General features: G+C 45.0%; 16 protein-coding genes. 5 read left to right on the top strand and 11 right to left on the bottom strand.

What is annotated here, in order from left to right; translation table 11 throughout:
- The first annotated feature begins 48 nt into the window (after positions 1 to 48).
- On the top strand, positions 49 to 2,469 hold the full coding sequence (locus tag KCX82_RS18565) for a glycoside hydrolase family 94 protein (RefSeq protein ID WP_227019988.1): 2,421 nt from the start codon (positions 49 to 51) through the stop codon (positions 2,467 to 2,469).
- 87 nt (positions 2,470 to 2,556) lie between these two features.
- The gene (locus tag KCX82_RS18560) at positions 2,557 to 3,945 is read left to right on the top strand and encodes a glycoside hydrolase family 1 protein (protein WP_227019987.1); all 1,389 of its coding nucleotides are present in this window, start codon (positions 2,557 to 2,559) and stop codon (positions 3,943 to 3,945) included.
- A 58-nt stretch (positions 3,946 to 4,003) separates the two neighbouring features.
- Here KCX82_RS18560 and KCX82_RS18555 read toward each other — a convergent pair whose 3' ends face one another.
- The 11 genes from KCX82_RS18555 to KCX82_RS18505 form a co-directional block, all read right to left on the bottom strand.
- Positions 4,004 to 5,299 (bottom strand): MFS transporter, encoded by a 1,296-nt coding sequence (locus KCX82_RS18555; RefSeq protein WP_227019986.1) that lies wholly within the window; start codon positions 5,297 to 5,299, stop codon positions 4,004 to 4,006.
- Positions 5,300 to 5,557: 258 nt separating this feature from the next.
- The gene (locus KCX82_RS18550) at positions 5,558 to 6,217 is read right to left on the bottom strand and encodes a 3-oxoacid CoA-transferase subunit B (RefSeq protein ID WP_227019985.1); all 660 of its coding nucleotides are present in this window, start codon (positions 6,215 to 6,217) and stop codon (positions 5,558 to 5,560) included.
- Positions 6,205 to 6,885, bottom strand: a complete 681-nt coding sequence (locus KCX82_RS18545) for a CoA transferase subunit A (protein WP_227019984.1) — start codon at positions 6,883 to 6,885, stop codon at positions 6,205 to 6,207. The genes KCX82_RS18550 and KCX82_RS18545 overlap by 13 nt, the downstream gene beginning before the upstream one ends.
- 26 nt (positions 6,886 to 6,911) lie before the next feature.
- On the bottom strand, positions 6,912 to 7,100 hold the full coding sequence (locus tag KCX82_RS18540) for an excinuclease ATPase subunit (protein WP_227019983.1): 189 nt from the start codon (positions 7,098 to 7,100) through the stop codon (positions 6,912 to 6,914).
- 29 nt (positions 7,101 to 7,129) lie between these two features.
- The gene (locus KCX82_RS18535) at positions 7,130 to 7,987 is read right to left on the bottom strand and encodes a beta-keto acid cleavage family enzyme (protein ID WP_227019982.1); all 858 of its coding nucleotides are present in this window, start codon (positions 7,985 to 7,987) and stop codon (positions 7,130 to 7,132) included.
- Between the two features lie 114 nt (positions 7,988 to 8,101).
- Complete coding sequence (locus tag KCX82_RS18530) at positions 8,102 to 9,037, bottom strand: cyclase family protein (protein WP_227019981.1); 936 nt, start codon at positions 9,035 to 9,037, stop codon at positions 8,102 to 8,104.
- 40 nt (positions 9,038 to 9,077) lie between these two features.
- Positions 9,078 to 10,007 (bottom strand): 3-hydroxyacyl-CoA dehydrogenase family protein, encoded by a 930-nt coding sequence (locus KCX82_RS18525; RefSeq protein ID WP_227019980.1) that lies wholly within the window; start codon positions 10,005 to 10,007, stop codon positions 9,078 to 9,080.
- A gap of 12 nt (positions 10,008 to 10,019) precedes the next feature.
- Positions 10,020 to 10,808 (bottom strand): SDR family NAD(P)-dependent oxidoreductase, encoded by a 789-nt coding sequence (locus KCX82_RS18520; RefSeq protein ID WP_227019979.1) that lies wholly within the window; start codon positions 10,806 to 10,808, stop codon positions 10,020 to 10,022.
- Positions 10,809 to 10,836: 28 nt separating this feature from the next.
- A complete protein-coding gene (locus tag KCX82_RS18515) occupies positions 10,837 to 11,181 on the bottom strand; it encodes a cupin domain-containing protein (protein WP_227019978.1) in 345 nt (114 codons plus the stop codon).
- A gap of 517 nt (positions 11,182 to 11,698) precedes the next feature.
- Positions 11,699 to 13,183, bottom strand: coding sequence for a sigma-54 interaction domain-containing protein (locus KCX82_RS18510; protein WP_227019977.1), 1,485 nt, complete (start codon positions 13,181 to 13,183; stop codon positions 11,699 to 11,701).
- 170 nt (positions 13,184 to 13,353) lie between these two features.
- Positions 13,354 to 14,235 carry a helix-turn-helix domain-containing protein gene (locus tag KCX82_RS18505; protein WP_227019976.1) on the bottom strand — a complete coding sequence of 294 codons (882 nt, stop codon included), beginning with the start codon at positions 14,233 to 14,235 and terminating at the stop codon, positions 13,354 to 13,356.
- A gap of 111 nt (positions 14,236 to 14,346) precedes the next feature.
- Between KCX82_RS18505 and KCX82_RS18500 the strand changes: the two genes are divergently transcribed.
- From KCX82_RS18500 to KCX82_RS18490, 3 genes are read left to right on the top strand one after another with little or no spacing between them, the layout of a single operon-like run.
- Entirely contained in the window at positions 14,347 to 15,021 is a 675-nt protein-coding gene (locus KCX82_RS18500; protein WP_227019975.1) for a D-lyxose/D-mannose family sugar isomerase, read from the top strand.
- Between the two features lie 2 nt (positions 15,022 to 15,023).
- A complete protein-coding gene (locus KCX82_RS18495) occupies positions 15,024 to 15,977 on the top strand; it encodes a carbohydrate kinase family protein (protein ID WP_227019974.1) in 954 nt (317 codons plus the stop codon).
- A gap of 34 nt (positions 15,978 to 16,011) precedes the next feature.
- Complete coding sequence (locus KCX82_RS18490; protein ID WP_227019973.1) at positions 16,012 to 16,428, top strand: hypothetical protein; 417 nt, start codon at positions 16,012 to 16,014, stop codon at positions 16,426 to 16,428.
- The last annotated feature ends 21 nt before the right edge of the window (positions 16,429 to 16,449 follow it).

Raw genomic sequence — 16,449 nt, 5'->3', positions numbered from 1 at the left:
CACGCAAAAAAACGCCATTGTGCGTGCGATATAAAGGAGTAAAGTAAAATGCAGTATGGAATGTTTGACGACGAAAACCGCGAATATGTCATCACCACCCCGCATACCCCCTTGCCGTGGATCAATTATTTGGGCAGTGAAAATTTTTTCAGCATTCTTTCCAACACCGGCGGAGGCTATTCTTTTTATAAGGATGCCAAGCTAAGGCGGCTTACCCGATACCGTTATAACGGTGTCCCTGCCGATATGGGCAGCCGTTTCTATTACATAGGGGATGGGTCTTGTGTCTGGAGCCCTGGCTACCTTCCTGCCAAAACAGAGCTCGACAGCTACCGCTGCCGGCACGGACTCGGCTATTCGGTGATCGAGAGTGAAAAAAACGGGATTGGCTGCAGCTTGACTTTCTTTGTCCCCATCGGTTCGAACTGCGAGCTTCATCATATGGAACTTATCAATAAAACAGACCAGGAAAAACAGATTGCGGTATTCAGTGCTGTAGAATGGTGCCTCTGGAACGCAGTGGACGACGCGCAGAATTTCCAGCGCAACCTGTCCATCGGTGAAGTGGAACAGGATGGCAGCACCCTTTATCATAAAACCGAATATCGTGAACGGCGCAATCATTACGCCTTTTATCATGTAAATGCAAACATCTCGGGTTTCGATACTGACCGGGATGCATTTCTGGGACCCATGGGAGACTGGAGTCTGCCCCTTGCGGTACGGGAAAAGAAGAGCCGCAACAGTCTGGCCTGCGGCTGGTCCCCCATCGCTTCCCATTCGATGGAGCTTACGCTTCAGCCGGGAGAAACCAGAACTCTTCTTTTTATGCTTGGATATGTTGAAAACGATCCGGAATGCAAATGGGAAGGCCCAAACTCCATTGATAAGACGAAAGCCCGGGATCTGATCTCCAGGTTTGCTTCCGACGAAGACGTTTTGGCTGCACGAAACAGGCTAAGGGCTCACTGGGATACGCTGCTGAGCCGGTTTTCCGTCCAAAGCGACAAAGCAGAGCTAAATCGCATGGTCAACATCTGGCATCCCTATCAATGCATGGTAACCTTTTTAATGAGCCGCAGTGCAAGCTATTTTGAAAGCGGTACAGGACGCGGGATGGGCTTTCGGGACAGCTGCCAGGATCTTCTGGGATTTGTACATCTGATTCCCGAGGATGCTCGTCAGCGCATACTGGACATTTCCTCCATTCAATTTGAAGATGGCAGCACCTACCACCAGTACCAGCCTCTCACCAAACGCGGTAATGCGGATATCGGCAGCGGTTTTAACGACGACCCTCTTTGGCTTGTAGCCTGTACGGCAGCCTACCTGCGAGAAACCGGAGACAGCTCCATATTAGAGGAGTCGGTTCCGTTTAACAATATACCGGGCAGCGAGCGTCCGCTTTTAGAGCATCTTCGACGCAGCATACGGTACACAATAGAGCATTTGGGGCCTCACGGCCTGCCGCTGATCGGGCGGGCAGATTGGAACGACTGTCTGAACCTGAATTGTTTCTCTACCGATCCCGGCGAAAGCTTCCAAACCTGTACCAACTTTGAAAGCGGCAAGGCGGAGAGCATCTTGATCGCTGCTATGTTTGTACTCTACGGCAGGGAATACGCTGAGCTGTGCAAACGCTTTGGAGATGCAGAGGAAGCCTGCGAGGTACTTTCAGCGGTTTCTGAAATGGAACAGGCCGTGCTTCAGCACGGATGGGACGGCGAGTGGTTCCTCCGCGCCTACGACGCCTTTTCCCGACCTGTTGGCAGCAAGGTATGCAAGGAAGGGCAGATCTATATTGAGCCCCAGGGTTTCTGCGTTATGGCCGGTATCGGCGTAACAGATGGCTATGCCGCAGCAGCGCTGAAAAGTGTCAAGGCGCGCCTGGAAAGCGAACATGGCATCCAGCTGCTCAATCCGTGCTATACCTCATACCATAAGGAATTGGGAGAGATTACGAGCTATCCGCCCGGCTATAAAGAGAATGGCGGTATTTTCTGTCACAATAATCCATGGATCAGTATTGCTCATACAGTGCTTGGAGACGGCAACGCAGCTTTTGATGCATACCGTCTGATCAGCCCCGCCTATACGGAATATAAAAGCGATATTCACCGTACCGAACCTTATGTGTACAGCCAAATGATCGCCGGCAGGGAGACTCAGCGCAGCGGGGAAGCTAAAAATAGCTGGCTCACAGGCACCGCTTCCTGGGCTTATGTAAACATCAGCCAGCATATTCTGGGCATACGGGCACAGTATGACGGACTTGAGATCTGTCCCTGCCTACCGGACGAAATGGATGGGTTTACAGCAAAACGCTTCTTCCGCGGAACTTGCTACATCATCCATGCGCGCAGAACAGGGCAGAATTATCCCCGGATTTGGGTGGACGGCGTCTTGATAGACAGTTTAACCGTCCCTCCAAATGGAAAGAGCGAACTTCATGTAGAAGTCGAGTTTTAAATCAGCCTTTCTCAATATATTGGCTGCTGAACAGCCGCCTTATCAATCAGCGTTTTGTTCAGCAGCCCCTAATTTATGGAGGTAGTGATGTCGTTTGAATCCAATTTTCTTTGGGGCGCAGGCAGTGCCGCCTTTCAGGTGGAGGGGGCCTGGAACGAAGATGGAAAAGGGCCGAGCGTCTGGGACGCCTTCTGCCATGCACCAGGCCATATTAAAAACGGGGAAACCGGCGACATTGGATCGGACACCTACCATCGATTCGAAACAGATCTTGCGATTATGAACGAACTTGGGCTGCATGCATACCGTTTTTCCATCAGCTGGCCCCGAGTTCTTCCTGAAGGCTGCGGGAGCCTGAACGAAAAGGGCCTTTCCTATTATGACCGCATGGTGGACGGACTCCTCTCTGCCGGAATTACACCCTTTGTCACGCTGTACCACTGGGATCTACCGCTGGCTTTGGAGCGGGAGGGCGGCTGGCAAAACAGAAATACAGTTGAAGCTTTTATCCAATACGCCGGTTTGATTGCACGGCATTTTGACGGGCGGGTAAAGCACTACATCACTCTGAATGAGCCCCAATGCTTCCTTGGACTGGGCTATGGCACGGGGATGCACGCCCCTGGCAAAAGGCTTTCCGAGCAGGAGATCGTCCAATGCATCCATTACGTACTGCTTGCACATGGAGGCGCAGTGGCTGCCATGCGGGCTGCGTGCTCTTCCCCCCTGGAAATCGGCTTCGCCTCAACGGGGAAAATCTGTTATCCGGCATCTGATGGGGCCAAAGAACAGCAAGCTGCAAGCAATACTACAGCAAAGGGTGCACACCATGCCGCTTACTACGCTGCATATGATGCGACCTTTGCCCCGGATGAGAACTGGACTTTTTCTCATACGTGGCTTTTGGATGCAGCAGTTTTCGGACGCTATCCCGATTGGGTCGCTCCCTTTCGGCTGCTGAACGATACCCTTTCAGACGCAGATCTCCGAATCATTCGAGAGCCCATGGACTTTGTGGGCCTTAATATTTACAACGGCATCCCGGTGGACACCTGCGGGCGCAAAGTAAAAAAAGCGCCGGGTTTCCCGCGTACGGCACTCAAATGGCCTGTCACACCGGAATGCATGTATTACGGCCCGCGTTTTCTTTATGAACGCTACAAGCTTCCTCTGATCATTACGGAGAATGGTCAGAGCTGTAATGACCGTATCTTTTGGGACGGGGCGGTGCATGACCCTGACCGTATCGATTTTCTTGAACGGTATTTAAGACAGCTCAAACACGCTGTTGAAGAAGGCATTCCTGTAAAGGGTTACTTTCACTGGAGCCTGACGGACAATTTTGAATGGCACTCCGGCTACGACGAGCGTTTCGGTCTCGTTTATATCGATTACGAGGCACAGCGGCGCATCATCAAGGATTCCGGATACTGGTACCGGGATGTGATAAAGACCAACGGAAACAGTATTGGGTAGTACGGCAGAAAGAGAGCTGCCTCAGTTGAGGCAGCCCGGTTGTTTCCATATGCACGTTTTAATTCTCTAATTCATGATGCTCAACCATGAAATCCTTATTGTATTTATGTTCATCTACAAGTTTGATCAGCAGTAAGTTTACTGCTAAAATACAAACGAAGACCACATAGGCACCTCTCAGGCTTCCTGTTACAGCGATGGATATGCCGCTTAACATGAAATTTAATGAGGTAATAATTCCTTGTACAGGGAAGATAACGCTGTTTACCTTTTCAAATCCATGTCGTCCAAAGATCGCTGCAGGAAGTGAAGTAGTAAAGTTTGCCGATCCGCCGATGGCCATTCCAATCATGAATACAGAAAGATAAATGCCCCATGTAGTTTCTGTTACATTGCTTAACAAGGCACAAATATACCAAAAGCCGAATACAGTCATGGCTTTTTTTGTTCCCCATTTCTGGTCAATTACACCAAAGAGCCAGGATCCGAAAACACCGATTGCGGCCAATACCGTCATGATGGAAATCGCTTGTACTTGAGTAAATCCCAGCTGCATGTTTCGAACTACCAACTGTGTCATAACACCAACCGTAACAAGCTGATAGATACCGGTTGTTACTGCTGCAAGCCAGAACTCGCGTTTTGTGAGAAGTTTTCCTGTAGTCCAGCCGCCGGTGGTATCTTCTTCATGACCGACATAATATTCTTTTGTGTAAATTTCTTTGGAAACATTGTCCGGATATTCATCTTTTTCCTGTGGCGTGTTTTTAATTGCCAACAATCCGATCACTCCAAGGATAATTACCAAAACGGACGGAACCATAACACCTTTTTGGAGTCCCAACGTATTCACCAGAAATGCAATCATCGGAACATAAAATGCAGATGCCAGATTATGACCCATGGTTGTATAGCCCATTACGATACCTTTCTTTTTAGGGAACCATTTTGCAACAAGGGTACCACCGGCAATATATCCACCTGACATAACAGATCCGGTTATCACGCAAAGGCACACTGCATACGCCACCAGGGAAGTGGACAGGCCTAAACCGATATAAAAAGCTCCGGCCAAGAACAAGCAGATACCAGACGTCTTTTTAGGCCCGATTTTGATGTTAATTTGCCCGAAAATGAGAAAGAACACAAAACCTACCAAACCGGCAACAGTACCCATACTCAGCACTAAGGAATAATCAATTCCCGTTTTGTCTGCAAAGGCAGGTGCCGTGATATTTGAACCGTCATTAACCATTCCAACGTAAAACCAAAACATTGCTGCACAATATAAAATAACTCCCCATCCGCTGCGGCTGAAGCCACTGATTATGCTGTTCTTTTTATTATTCGCCATTGAATAATCCTCCATTATACTATTTTTCATTACAACTTATTCATAATACCTGTTTGACAAGTCCAGAGCAGTTCTGGAATTATCGGAGTTTCTAATTTGGAAATTAATTAAAATTTTTTATTCTTTCAATGTTTGGTTTTACTGGTAAGCTTTAGAATAAAATTACCGTCAATGCCTAAGCTTTTATCTGCATATCAAATGAAAGCATACTGCATCTCCATAGTGACGGTCAAGCGTAATTTCAAGGTTGCATAAAGCTTATACAGCTTCACCGGCCTCCTTCAGTTCAGGGCTGACGATTAATTCCGCTTCCGTTGCATTTTGCACATCTTCAATGGTGTATCCCGAATTCACTTCCTTTAAGACGATGCCGTCTTTTGTGATTTCCATGACACCCATTTCGGTAATGATCATGTCCACCACGTTGACAGCAGTGTATGGCAATCTGCACTCTTTCAGAATCTTATGCACGCCCTTCTGCGTATGCTGCATTGCCACGATCACCTTTTTGGCACCAACCACCAGGTCCATCGCTCCCCCCATGCCCGGCACCATCTTACCCGGTACGATCCAGTTGGCGAGATTTCCGTGCTGGTCTACCTCCAGTGCACCGAGGATCGTGGCATCCACATGACCTCCTCGAATAATCCCGAAGGAGGTGGCACTGTCAAAGAACATGGCTCCTGGGTTTACGGTTACGTATTGTGCCCCGGCATTGACAACATCAACATTTTCACTGCCTTTTTCTGCTGCGGCACCCATTCCCATGATACCATTCTCGGACTGCAGTACAATGTGGACTCCTTCCGGCAGGAAATTCGCCACCATGGTAGGAAGACCGATACCAAGGTTCACCACGTCTCCGTCCTTTAATTCCTTGGCAACTCTTGCTGCGATGATTTCCTTTAGATTTGCCATGGTTGTTCACCTCCTACGATTGCATCCACGAAGATTCCGGATGTCACCACGCTGTTCGGATCGATTTCACCAATTTCTACGATCTCGCAGGTCCCGACGATTACATAATCAGCTGCGGTTGCCATCATTGGATTGAAGGTTCTGGTAGTTCCGTTATATAGGGTGTTTCCGAATTGATCGGTTACTGAGCCTCTGATCAGAGCAAAGTCAGCTTTCAATGGCTTTTCCAGAAGATAGTCTCTGCCGTCAACGTTGATAACCTGCTTGCCTTCAGCAACGATGGTTCCTACTCCCGTTGGTGTCAGGAACCCGCCTAGGCCGGCTCCTCCTGCTCTGATACGCTCTGCCAGCGTTCCCTGGGGAACGAGGATGCATTCCAGCTTGTCTTCCTCTGCATCGGTGTTCATTCTTTGAGCTACCTCAGGATTGAGCCCAACATGGGAAGCAATCAGTGTCTTGATCTGCCCATTTGACAAGAGCTTTCCAACCCCTCTTCCCGGTACGCCTGCATCATTGCAAATTATTGTCAAATTTTTAACATTTCTTTCCACGAGGGCATCAATCAGGATCTCCGGGGTTCCGCAGGCCATGAAGCCGCCTACCATAACAGTGGCTCCATCTGAAATCCTGGAAACCGCTTCCTGTGCTGTCATCATTTTTGATTTCATAGTGATATGCCTTTCTGATGGGAGGTCTAGTCCACTTCTTCATACTTCAAATCGTCTGGAATACGTGCACCTTCTGTAATATATTCTCCCATCACGTTACAATCAGGACAATTTCCATATTCATCACCGTATTCAGCAATAAGGTCAATTCCATACTTGAACAATTTATTGCATTCCGGGCAACGATAATACATATATAATGCGCCCCAGCTCATAAGCCAATCTCCTTGTTATCAACTGAAAATTATTTTTTCGCCGGAAGGCCAAGGATCTCACGAGCTTCTGCAGGAGTTGCAACTTCGCAGGTGAACTCTTCGATAACCCTCTTTGCACGTTCTACAAACTGCACATTGCTTTCTGCAAGAACACCTTTTTTATAAAGCACATTATCTTCCATCCCAACACGAATGTGACCGCCCATAGCTACTGCTGCATACATGATTTCCATCGCACCCTGTCCGACACCGAATGCGCTCCATGTTGAACCGGGCGCTACTTCATCCATAATATCTTTCATGAATACAAGATTCTTTGTTGTAGCTGCAATTCCACCGGCACAACCCATACAGAACTGAAAATGAGCAGGCGCTTTTAAGATTCCTTTTTTCAAATAATATGCCGCATTGTAAATCATACCTGGGTCAAAGGCTTCAATTTCAGGTTTTACATTGACTTCCTGCATCAATGTACCAATTTTCTCAAGGAAGGATGGGTGATTCTCAAACACTGATGTATGAAGCCAGTTCATGGAGCCGCAATCATAGGAAGCCATGTCGGGTTTTAGCTCATAGAACGGTTTGATACGGTCCTCTTCTTTTAATCCAACTCCGCCCGATGTCGTCAAGTTGATGATAATGTCACAGTCCTCATGTGCACGAATTAATTCAACTGTCTTCTTGAATTTAGGAAATTCCATCGCGGCACGTCCTTCATCATTACGGCAATGGATATGGCAGACAGCAGCTCCTGCTTTCCAGCATTTGTAAACTTCTTCCGCGATTTCTTCCGGTTCAATCGGAACATTTGGTGTGTTGTCCTTTGTCGGCCATGCACCGGTTGTTGCAACAGTAATAATTCTCTTATTTTTTAAAGCTTTATCCATTTTCATGCACCTCTTCGTTTTCTTTATTGGGGGCGAATGCTTACGCTGCTTTCGCCCCTCTTGCTGTTCTTTTATGAGATATTTTTTCCGATCCCAAAGCGGAGGAACAGAGTACTAGATAGAACCATATGTATAGGTTCTGTCAGGCACATCATTCATATCATCTTCGTCGATTTCCGCAACGCAGCGAACCATGGAACCGTCACCAAGGTACCATCTGATTGGGAAACAGAAAAATCTGAAACGTTTTCCGGAAACTTTATCCAGGTCCCCGCCAAGGTTTTCAACACCAACGATGCCATGACCCAGCATTTGTTTATGGCAAGGTTCCCATGTTCCCCATTCTCCGATTGCTTCTAAATCACCGAATTTTTCCATGTATGCATCTTTTCCATGGATTCTGATGTATTCATCTTTATCAAATTCGGCATAGGCCTCTTCACCGAACTGTTCTTTATATTCTTCTGTGATCGGTCTTCCGGAAGCACCGGCCAGGTTCATACGAGTAGCACCGTTGTTACCCATTGCTGTATGAAGCGGGTGATCAAGAGCCTGCATATCCATGGCGACACATTTCACTTTGTTTTTTACAAACCATTTACCTGCGTCAACACCGGTCCCGCAGGAGTAATGATAGTATTCTTTTGAATCATCAAATTTACGGTGCATTCCGGTATTCAGGCAAACGATCATTCCTTCCAGTTCTTCCGGTTTGATGTTAGCGCGTTTGCAGGCATCCTCAAGATGTTCGCTGGTAATCAGACCCCAACGTTCCACGTTGATTTCAAGACAAATTGCTTCGCCTGTATAGGCATCAACCGGCATTTCATGAGTATAACGGGCTCTTCTGCCGTCAAATTCTTTTTCCATAACGTGGCGGGGCGCGTCACAGTGTGTTCCGGTGTGCTGAACGCAATCGATTCTCTGAGTAAGAACGCCGCCCTTTGCCAGGGTGTGCATCGAGTCGATTACCGGCTTTGCAAAATAAGGCCAGCGTGGAATATCTGCACTGAACGGATGTGTTAAATCAATCATAACTTTCTTTCCCATTTTTCTTTTCTCCTTTTTCTCAATGAATTTAAAAATTTTTTTATTTCAGATCTTTTGTTACATCGATCAAATATTCTCTCAGTCGTTTATTGGATGCTGCTGTTTGTTCCGGTGTCCAAGTTTGATATCCTTTCCCTGTTTTAAAACCAAGATCACCTTTTTCTACTAATTCCCGAAGCAGCTTGGAAGGCTCATGGGAATCTTCCAGGTATTTTACGATGTATCTCTGAATGTTCAATGATAAATCCAAGCCGATCATATCAGCGTTTTCCAAGATACCTAAGATTGGCCACCTTAGACCGGGGCCGTATCTCAGTGCTTCATCCACAGTTGACGCATCTGCGATACCCTTCTCAACGATTGACAGCGCTTCTCTCCAGATGGCATGCTGTAATCTGTTAGCGATAAAACCCGGAACATCTTTCATACACTTTACAGGCTTCTTACCGATTTTTTTCAGATAGTCATAAACGAGATCCATCGTTTCGTCACTGGTTTCCTCCCCTTTTACCACTTCTACCAACGGAATCAGGTAGGGAGGGTTCCAGAAATGCGTTCCTACAAATCTGCTCTTGTCCTTTACCTTGGATGCGATTTCTGTAATGCTCATAACCGAGGTATTGGTAGCCAGGATACAGGAAGCCTTACACAGGGGCTCAATGTCTCTGAACAAATTCTGCTTTAGCTCCATATCCTCAAGCACGCATTCCACAACAAGGTCGGCCTCTTTCAAAGCTCCTTCCAGATCAGTTGTAAAGCTAATACGCGAGAGGATTCCTCCTGCTTCTTCTTCTGTCATTGCGTCTCTTTCGATCAACATATCCAGATTGGCTCTGATTCCGCCCAAAGGGTCGTTTTTCATGTTTCTGGATCTTACGATCACGCGTGCCTCTTCATCCTTCGCAAATACCAGTGCAAGTCCATTTCCCATCAGGCCGGAGCCGAGTATGGTCACATTTTTTATACTCATATCTTCCTCCGGTTAGTTAGCCCAGTATCCGCCGTCCACGGCAACGTTGGCTCCTGTCATGAAATCACTGGCGCTGGAGGCAAGGAAAATGCATGGACCCACAAAATCTTCCGGTTCACCAAGACGTCCAACGGGAAGCCGTCTTAAAAAGTTCTTATAAACGGCACTCTCCGGATCGAACATCCACTCTGTCAAATCAGAACGGAACACGGTAGGATTGATGGTATTCACATTAATTTTGTATTTTGCAGTCCATTCACAGGCAAGAGACTGGGCCATGAGGTCGATCCCTGCTTTAGCGGTGCAGTATCCGGTATATCCGGCCATTCCCATTTTGGATCGGGCTGAGGATACTATGATGACCTTGCCGCCTTTTCCTTGCTTGATCATTTGCTCTCCCGCATATTTGCAGAACAGCCATGTTCCCTGAACGTCAGAGTCCATTATTTTTTTCCACTCTGTCAGGTCCTGTTCTACGATTGGCTGCGGATTGTTGTACCCTGCTGCGGTGAGTAAAACGTTGATTTCTCCGAATTTATCCACTGCATCGTTGACGATTTTGATCACGTCGGCTTCTACAGCGGGATCCCCTGTCGAATAACCGCACTCGATTCCCTGGGCAGAGAGTTCGTCACAAAGTGCTTTGCATTTATCTTCGCTTCTGCCGGTAACAAAAACCTTCATTCCTGCCAGTCCGTATCCGGTAGCCACTGCTTTTCCTAAAGCTCCGGTAGCACCGGTGAGAAGCGCTACTTTTCCTTTGACATCAAACAGATTGTTTACAAATTGCTTATCTGTCATGGGTTACAATCTCCTTTCAATTTTTCGTTTAGTTATAGCTGATTACAACCAACACTGCGGCCACCTGGTTTGTGTTGTTGATCATGGATCTGCCTTCGTTTGGTTCGATAAAAATGGAATCACCCTTTTTCAAAATAAATTCCTCTGTTTTGGATTTAACGGTGATTTCTCCATCCAGTACAAAATAAACCTTCTCTGTCGGAGAATTATCTTCGTAGGCCCATTCTGCACCTCCGCCAGGCAGGAAGTACGACATACCCATCCAGAATTTGGTGACTCCGGTTTCATCTTTCCCCTGAAGCCTCATGGCTTTCATGTCGAAATGCAATGGCGCATTGTATGGTGCCACATCTTTTAACTCCACTTTTTTCATTTTTTCACCTCCAAGTAATTTGCTACTTTGGTTTTAGATTTCGGTAAATATAGGCTGGAAAGCAGCCATTTTCCATGTTTTGGCTGCCTTCGCCGGATGATATCCGGCTTGAACAAACCGTTCTGTAAATTTCTGATTTGTTCAGCAGTGCCTTATTATAATCGCAACAGTCATGCCAACTCGGTCTCACAGCTTCGTCTTTCTCCCATGTAAAAAACCCCCGGGTCCACTTTTCCGAAGTGGTTCGAGGGTTTTTATAATTTTTATTTATTAACGAAAAACATCATACTCAATGTTTTTCTGATGAGATTTAGTTAAAAATTTATCTATCAACAATACATTTTTGTATTAAGTTTTAAGATTTTGTATAGAATAATTACTGTTAAAGCTTGAATTTTCGCAACAATACATTTTCGTATTATAAAATACATAAATGTATTGCCGCTATTTTGTTTCAACGTTCACTGACAACAACTTCTTGCCTTTACTGCTTTTCTATTTTCATAAACTCGTTATTTTACTTTTTTCTTAACGGAATACCCAAAGCCTGCGCTTTTCTCACTATCGTCGGCTGCGTTGTTTTGAGCACTTCCGCAGCTGCGTAGGAATTTCCGCATTCCTTTAAAACCCTTTCCAGGATCTCCTTTTCGTATTCCTGAACCGCCTGCTTTAGGCTTAATTGTCCAATATTAATCGAATTGATTACTGATGGTTTCTTTTCGCCCATATAGATGATACGTTCCACATCTTCCTTCGTTAAGATTCGATTGGAGGAAATAATGACCAAACGCTCCACAATATTTTCCAATTCACGTACATTCCCTGGCCATTCATAGCCCAAGAGAGCAGTGATTGCCTCATTGGAGAAGCTTTTGCTCTTATCATAGATCCTGTTAAATTTCATTAAGAATGCTGCTGCAATATCCGGAATGTCATCACGTCTGTCCCGCAAAGAGGGAAGTTTGATTGGAAAAACATTCAGCCTGTAGTACAGATCCGCTCGAAACAAATTCTGCTTGACCATATCCTCCAGATTTTTATTGGTTGAAGCAATTACTCGGGTATTTATTTTGATACTTTCCGTTCCGCCGACTCTTGTCAGTTCCCTCTCCTGCAGTACACGCAGGATTTTCGTCTGAAGTTTCAAGGGCATTTCACTGATTTCATCCAGAAGGATCGTTCCATTGTTTGCTGTTTCAAAAAGGCCCTTTTTATCCTTCCTGTCTGCCCCGGTAAAGGCTCCCTTTACATATCCAAAAAGCTCTGATTCCAGAAGGTTTTCAGGGATGGCAGAACAATTCACTTTTACGTAAGGTCCGTTCTTTCTTTTACTTTGCTTGAAGATCTCCCGCGCAACAACTTCTTTTCCCGAGCCGGTTTCTCCTGTTATTAAAACAGTGGCATCGGTTTGCGCTACGTATTGAATCAATTCTTTTACCCTGGCGATGCTCGGATCTTTTCCGATGAACCCGTTTTCATTTCTTTCCCGCTTTAAGGATTTCAGTTCTTCCTTATACTGACGTTTTTTCAGTTCCGCCGTTTCCAGTTCTTCCTTCAGGCGTATCAGTTCAGTCATGTTTCTCATGACAGTGATCACTTTGCTGATGTTATTGTTCGCATCAAAAAAAGGAGTACCGACCAGCAATACTTTTCTATCGTTCCTGTAAATTGTGGACATTGCCGAAATTTTTTGTTTTTTCTCCAAAACCTCAAGAGAAACAGCATCAGAAAAATATTGATTGTCCAGCATCTCGCGAATAGATTTTCCGACGATTTCTTCTTCCGTAATTTCCGTAATTTCCGTGTAACAACGATTGATGCTTATGACAATACCGTTGGAATCCACGATACAGATCCCATCCGCGATGGCATCGCCAAGCACCAAAGCTGTCATTTTTTCCGCTCGCAGGAACTCAAGTTCCTCCTCCATTTCTGCAATCTGTGCTTTCAAAGCAAGGTTATCTTCCTGAAGTCTTCCCGTTAATTCTTCCGAACTGTTCATAAGCTGCTCCCCGTTCATACAATTTGGTATTATTATAATACATTTTTGTATTTAGCACTACACATTTTATCCGCATATGCGACTGCTGCCAAAACCATTCAGCAAGAACCATTTCATCAATAAAAATTCCCTGCGGCTCTTGTTCGTCAGGGATTTTTTTCCGGAATAATCTATAACAATTTATTTTTTAATTTTAAATAATCCGTCGGAGATAAAGTTGTAAAGCGTTTGAATACGGAGGAAAAATAGTTTGACGTCGAAAACCCTAATTCAATCGCTGTATCCGTAACATTTTTGCCATTTTCCAACAATGCCTTTGAAGTTTCAACCTTGTGAAAATTGATATATTCTCTTGGAGTAAATCCAAGCTGCTGGCAAAATTTCTGTTTGAATCTGGATAAGGATAAACCCGAAATATTCGCCAAAGAATCTAATGATATGGTTTCGTAAATATTTTCTAAAATATAATCGACTGCAGCTTGAATGTCTTTTGAAATATATTTCTCCTGCTTTTGCGAATAAGCAATCAATTGATTTAAAAAATAAATCAATATAGATGCTGCATGGAATCGTTCATCTTCATCCTGATTGTAGGTCAAGCGAAAAAATTCCTTCATAAGCCTTTGCATTTCGCCAGTATTGGTGTTTATTAACCTAGGGTTAACTTTTCTTAGATCGTCGATTAATCTTTTTTTCCATTCGTTCCCCACAAATAAAAAATTCTCAGAACCGATATCAAGCTGGAACCAGTACATTTCATTCAAAGAAATCGGAACCGCACCGGTGCTGTGTACCTCGTCCGGAAAGGAAATATAGATATCTCCGCCGGATAAATGATGCGTCTGATTATCTGTGATAAAGGTCATTGTTCCTTTGCATAAGTATGTAATTTCAAAAGCATTTTCATGATAATGGGGATATAGTGCGGGAATTGCTTTTGTAACGCTATGTTTGCCAAACATACGCAGTCCGGGAATATTTAGCTGATCTTCTGTTTTGATGATTCTCAGCCCATCATCGAAAGGCGGATCCTTCCAGTTAATCGGATTCATAACCAGTCTCCTATGTGTATAATTTTGTATTATGGTTAAAAATGGATGCAACTAAATTATACTTATTATATAATTCAGACGAAAATAACTCAATAGGAAGTGGTTTAAAAAATGAAACGTTCACAAATAAATGCACTCATTAAAGATACAATGGCATGGCTCGAAGAGAAAAATGTGTATCTTCCGCCCTTTGCTTACTGGTCACCGTCAGAATGGGCATCAAAGGGACACGAGTATGACGAAATCCGAAAAAATATGCTGGGCTGGGATGTAACAGATTACGGCCGTGGAGATTTCAATAAAGTTGGCTTGCTTCTTTTCACGATCAGAAATGGCAATCTGAACAATCCCGAATATGCGAAGCCTTATGCGGAAAAAATGCTCATTTCTCAGGTTGAGCAGCTTTCTCCAAATCACTTCCATTGGTATAAAATGGAGGACATTATCAACCGCGGCGGCGGCACATTGTTGCTTCAGCTTTGGAATTCCACTACGGGCGAAGGCCTTGCCGATACAGAGGTCACTGTTCGAATTGACGGGAAGGTGCACACGGTTCCTGCCGGCGGAGAAGTGTTCCTGAAGCCGGGCGAAAGTATCACCATAACTCCGGGAATCTATCACTTATTTACCGCTAAGGATGAAAAAGTTCTGGCTTGGGAGGTGTCCATGGTCAATGATGACAATACAGATAATCGTTTCTACGAAACTCAGGAAAGGTTTACATACATTGAAGAAGACGAGCCGGCAGAATTTCTGCTATGCAACGAATATCCGGAGGCTGAATAAAAATGTTTGATATTACGGCATTCGGAGAGTTATTAATTGATTACACTCCGGCGGGAAAGTCCCCTGCCGGCATGGATCTGTTTGAGCAGAATCCGGGCGGTGCACCTGCAAATGTGCTTGCCTGCGCGTCTAAGCTCGGACAAAAGACGGCCTTTATCGGAAAAATCGGTGCTGATATGCAGGGGGAGCTATTGAGAAAAACCCTGCAGGATGCAAACATTAATACCGATGGACTGATCAGTGACGAAAATTATTTTACAACTCTGGCATTTGTCAGTCTTTCGGAAAACGGAGAACGAAGCTTTTCCTTTGCGAGAAAGCCCGGAGCGGATACAAAAATTTTTCGTGAGGATGTGGATTTATCCATTATCCAAAACAGCAGAATCTTTCATTTCGGTTCCTTATCCTTAACCGACAGCCCTGCGAGAGAAACGACTCATTTTGCCCTTGAAGAAGCGAAAAAAGCAAATTGTATCATATCCTATGATCCGAATTACAGGCCCCTCCTTTGGAAAAGCAAAGAGCAGGCCAAGGAGCAAATGCAAGCCGTACTTCCCTATGTTGACATGATTAAATTATCCGATGAGGAGACAGAGCTTATTACAGAACATGCGGATCCTCAGACTGCGGCAAAGTCTCTGATTGATAACGGAATCAAGATCGTCGCTGTAACATTGGGAGAAAACGGTGTTCTTGTTGCAACAAAAGACGGGTGTGAAACGATACCGGGTTTTCATGTCGATGCAATCGACACAACCGGAGCGGGCGATGCATTTTGGGGGGCATTTCTGTTTTCCATCGGAGCGTTACAGGAAGAGATCGGGAAAATTTATTTTGCAAAAACATGTGAGATTGCAAGATTCGCCAATGCCGCAGCTGCACATTGTGTTACAATAAGAGGCGGAATTCCTGCCATGCCGCATCTGTGCGATATTGAAAAAATGTTAGAAAAATAGTGAAAAAAAAATTGGAAAAGTAATGGTGGGAAAAATGAAACAGATCAACTATATAACAAAAGATAATTTTGGAAAGTACGGAAGGATCATTGATTTTACAGGGCAAGAAGGAAATCCTCCCTTCGAGGTGATCATTCAAAATGAAGATGATCCCTGGCGCATTGCGATGCTCAGAGTTGAAGAAAGAGAGTTTACTTTTTTGGAAAAGCACCCTGGCTCCCTCGAGACCTTTGAACCTGTAGAAGGAATCTGCCTGCTTTTAGTGTCTTTGGAAACTCAAAAAAGCGATTATGAGGTTTTCGTATTAGACAGGGCGGTTTGCCTGGATAAGGATGTCTGGCACGGGATTGTCAGTTTGGCTGATGTTTCTAAAGTAAAGATCACGGAAAATCTTGAGGTCGATACAGACTACTATCATTTAGCTGCGCCCATGCAGATATTTGTTGATTAACATTCTTACAAACAGGTGGTG

The organism is Sinanaerobacter chloroacetimidivorans (assembly GCF_018128545.1).
In the GTDB taxonomy this organism is placed as follows: Bacteria; Bacillota; Clostridia; order Peptostreptococcales; family Anaerovoracaceae; genus Sinanaerobacter; species Sinanaerobacter chloroacetimidivorans.
Note: the sequence above shows the minus strand (reverse complement) of the source record. Positions and strands in the feature narration are given on the sequence as shown.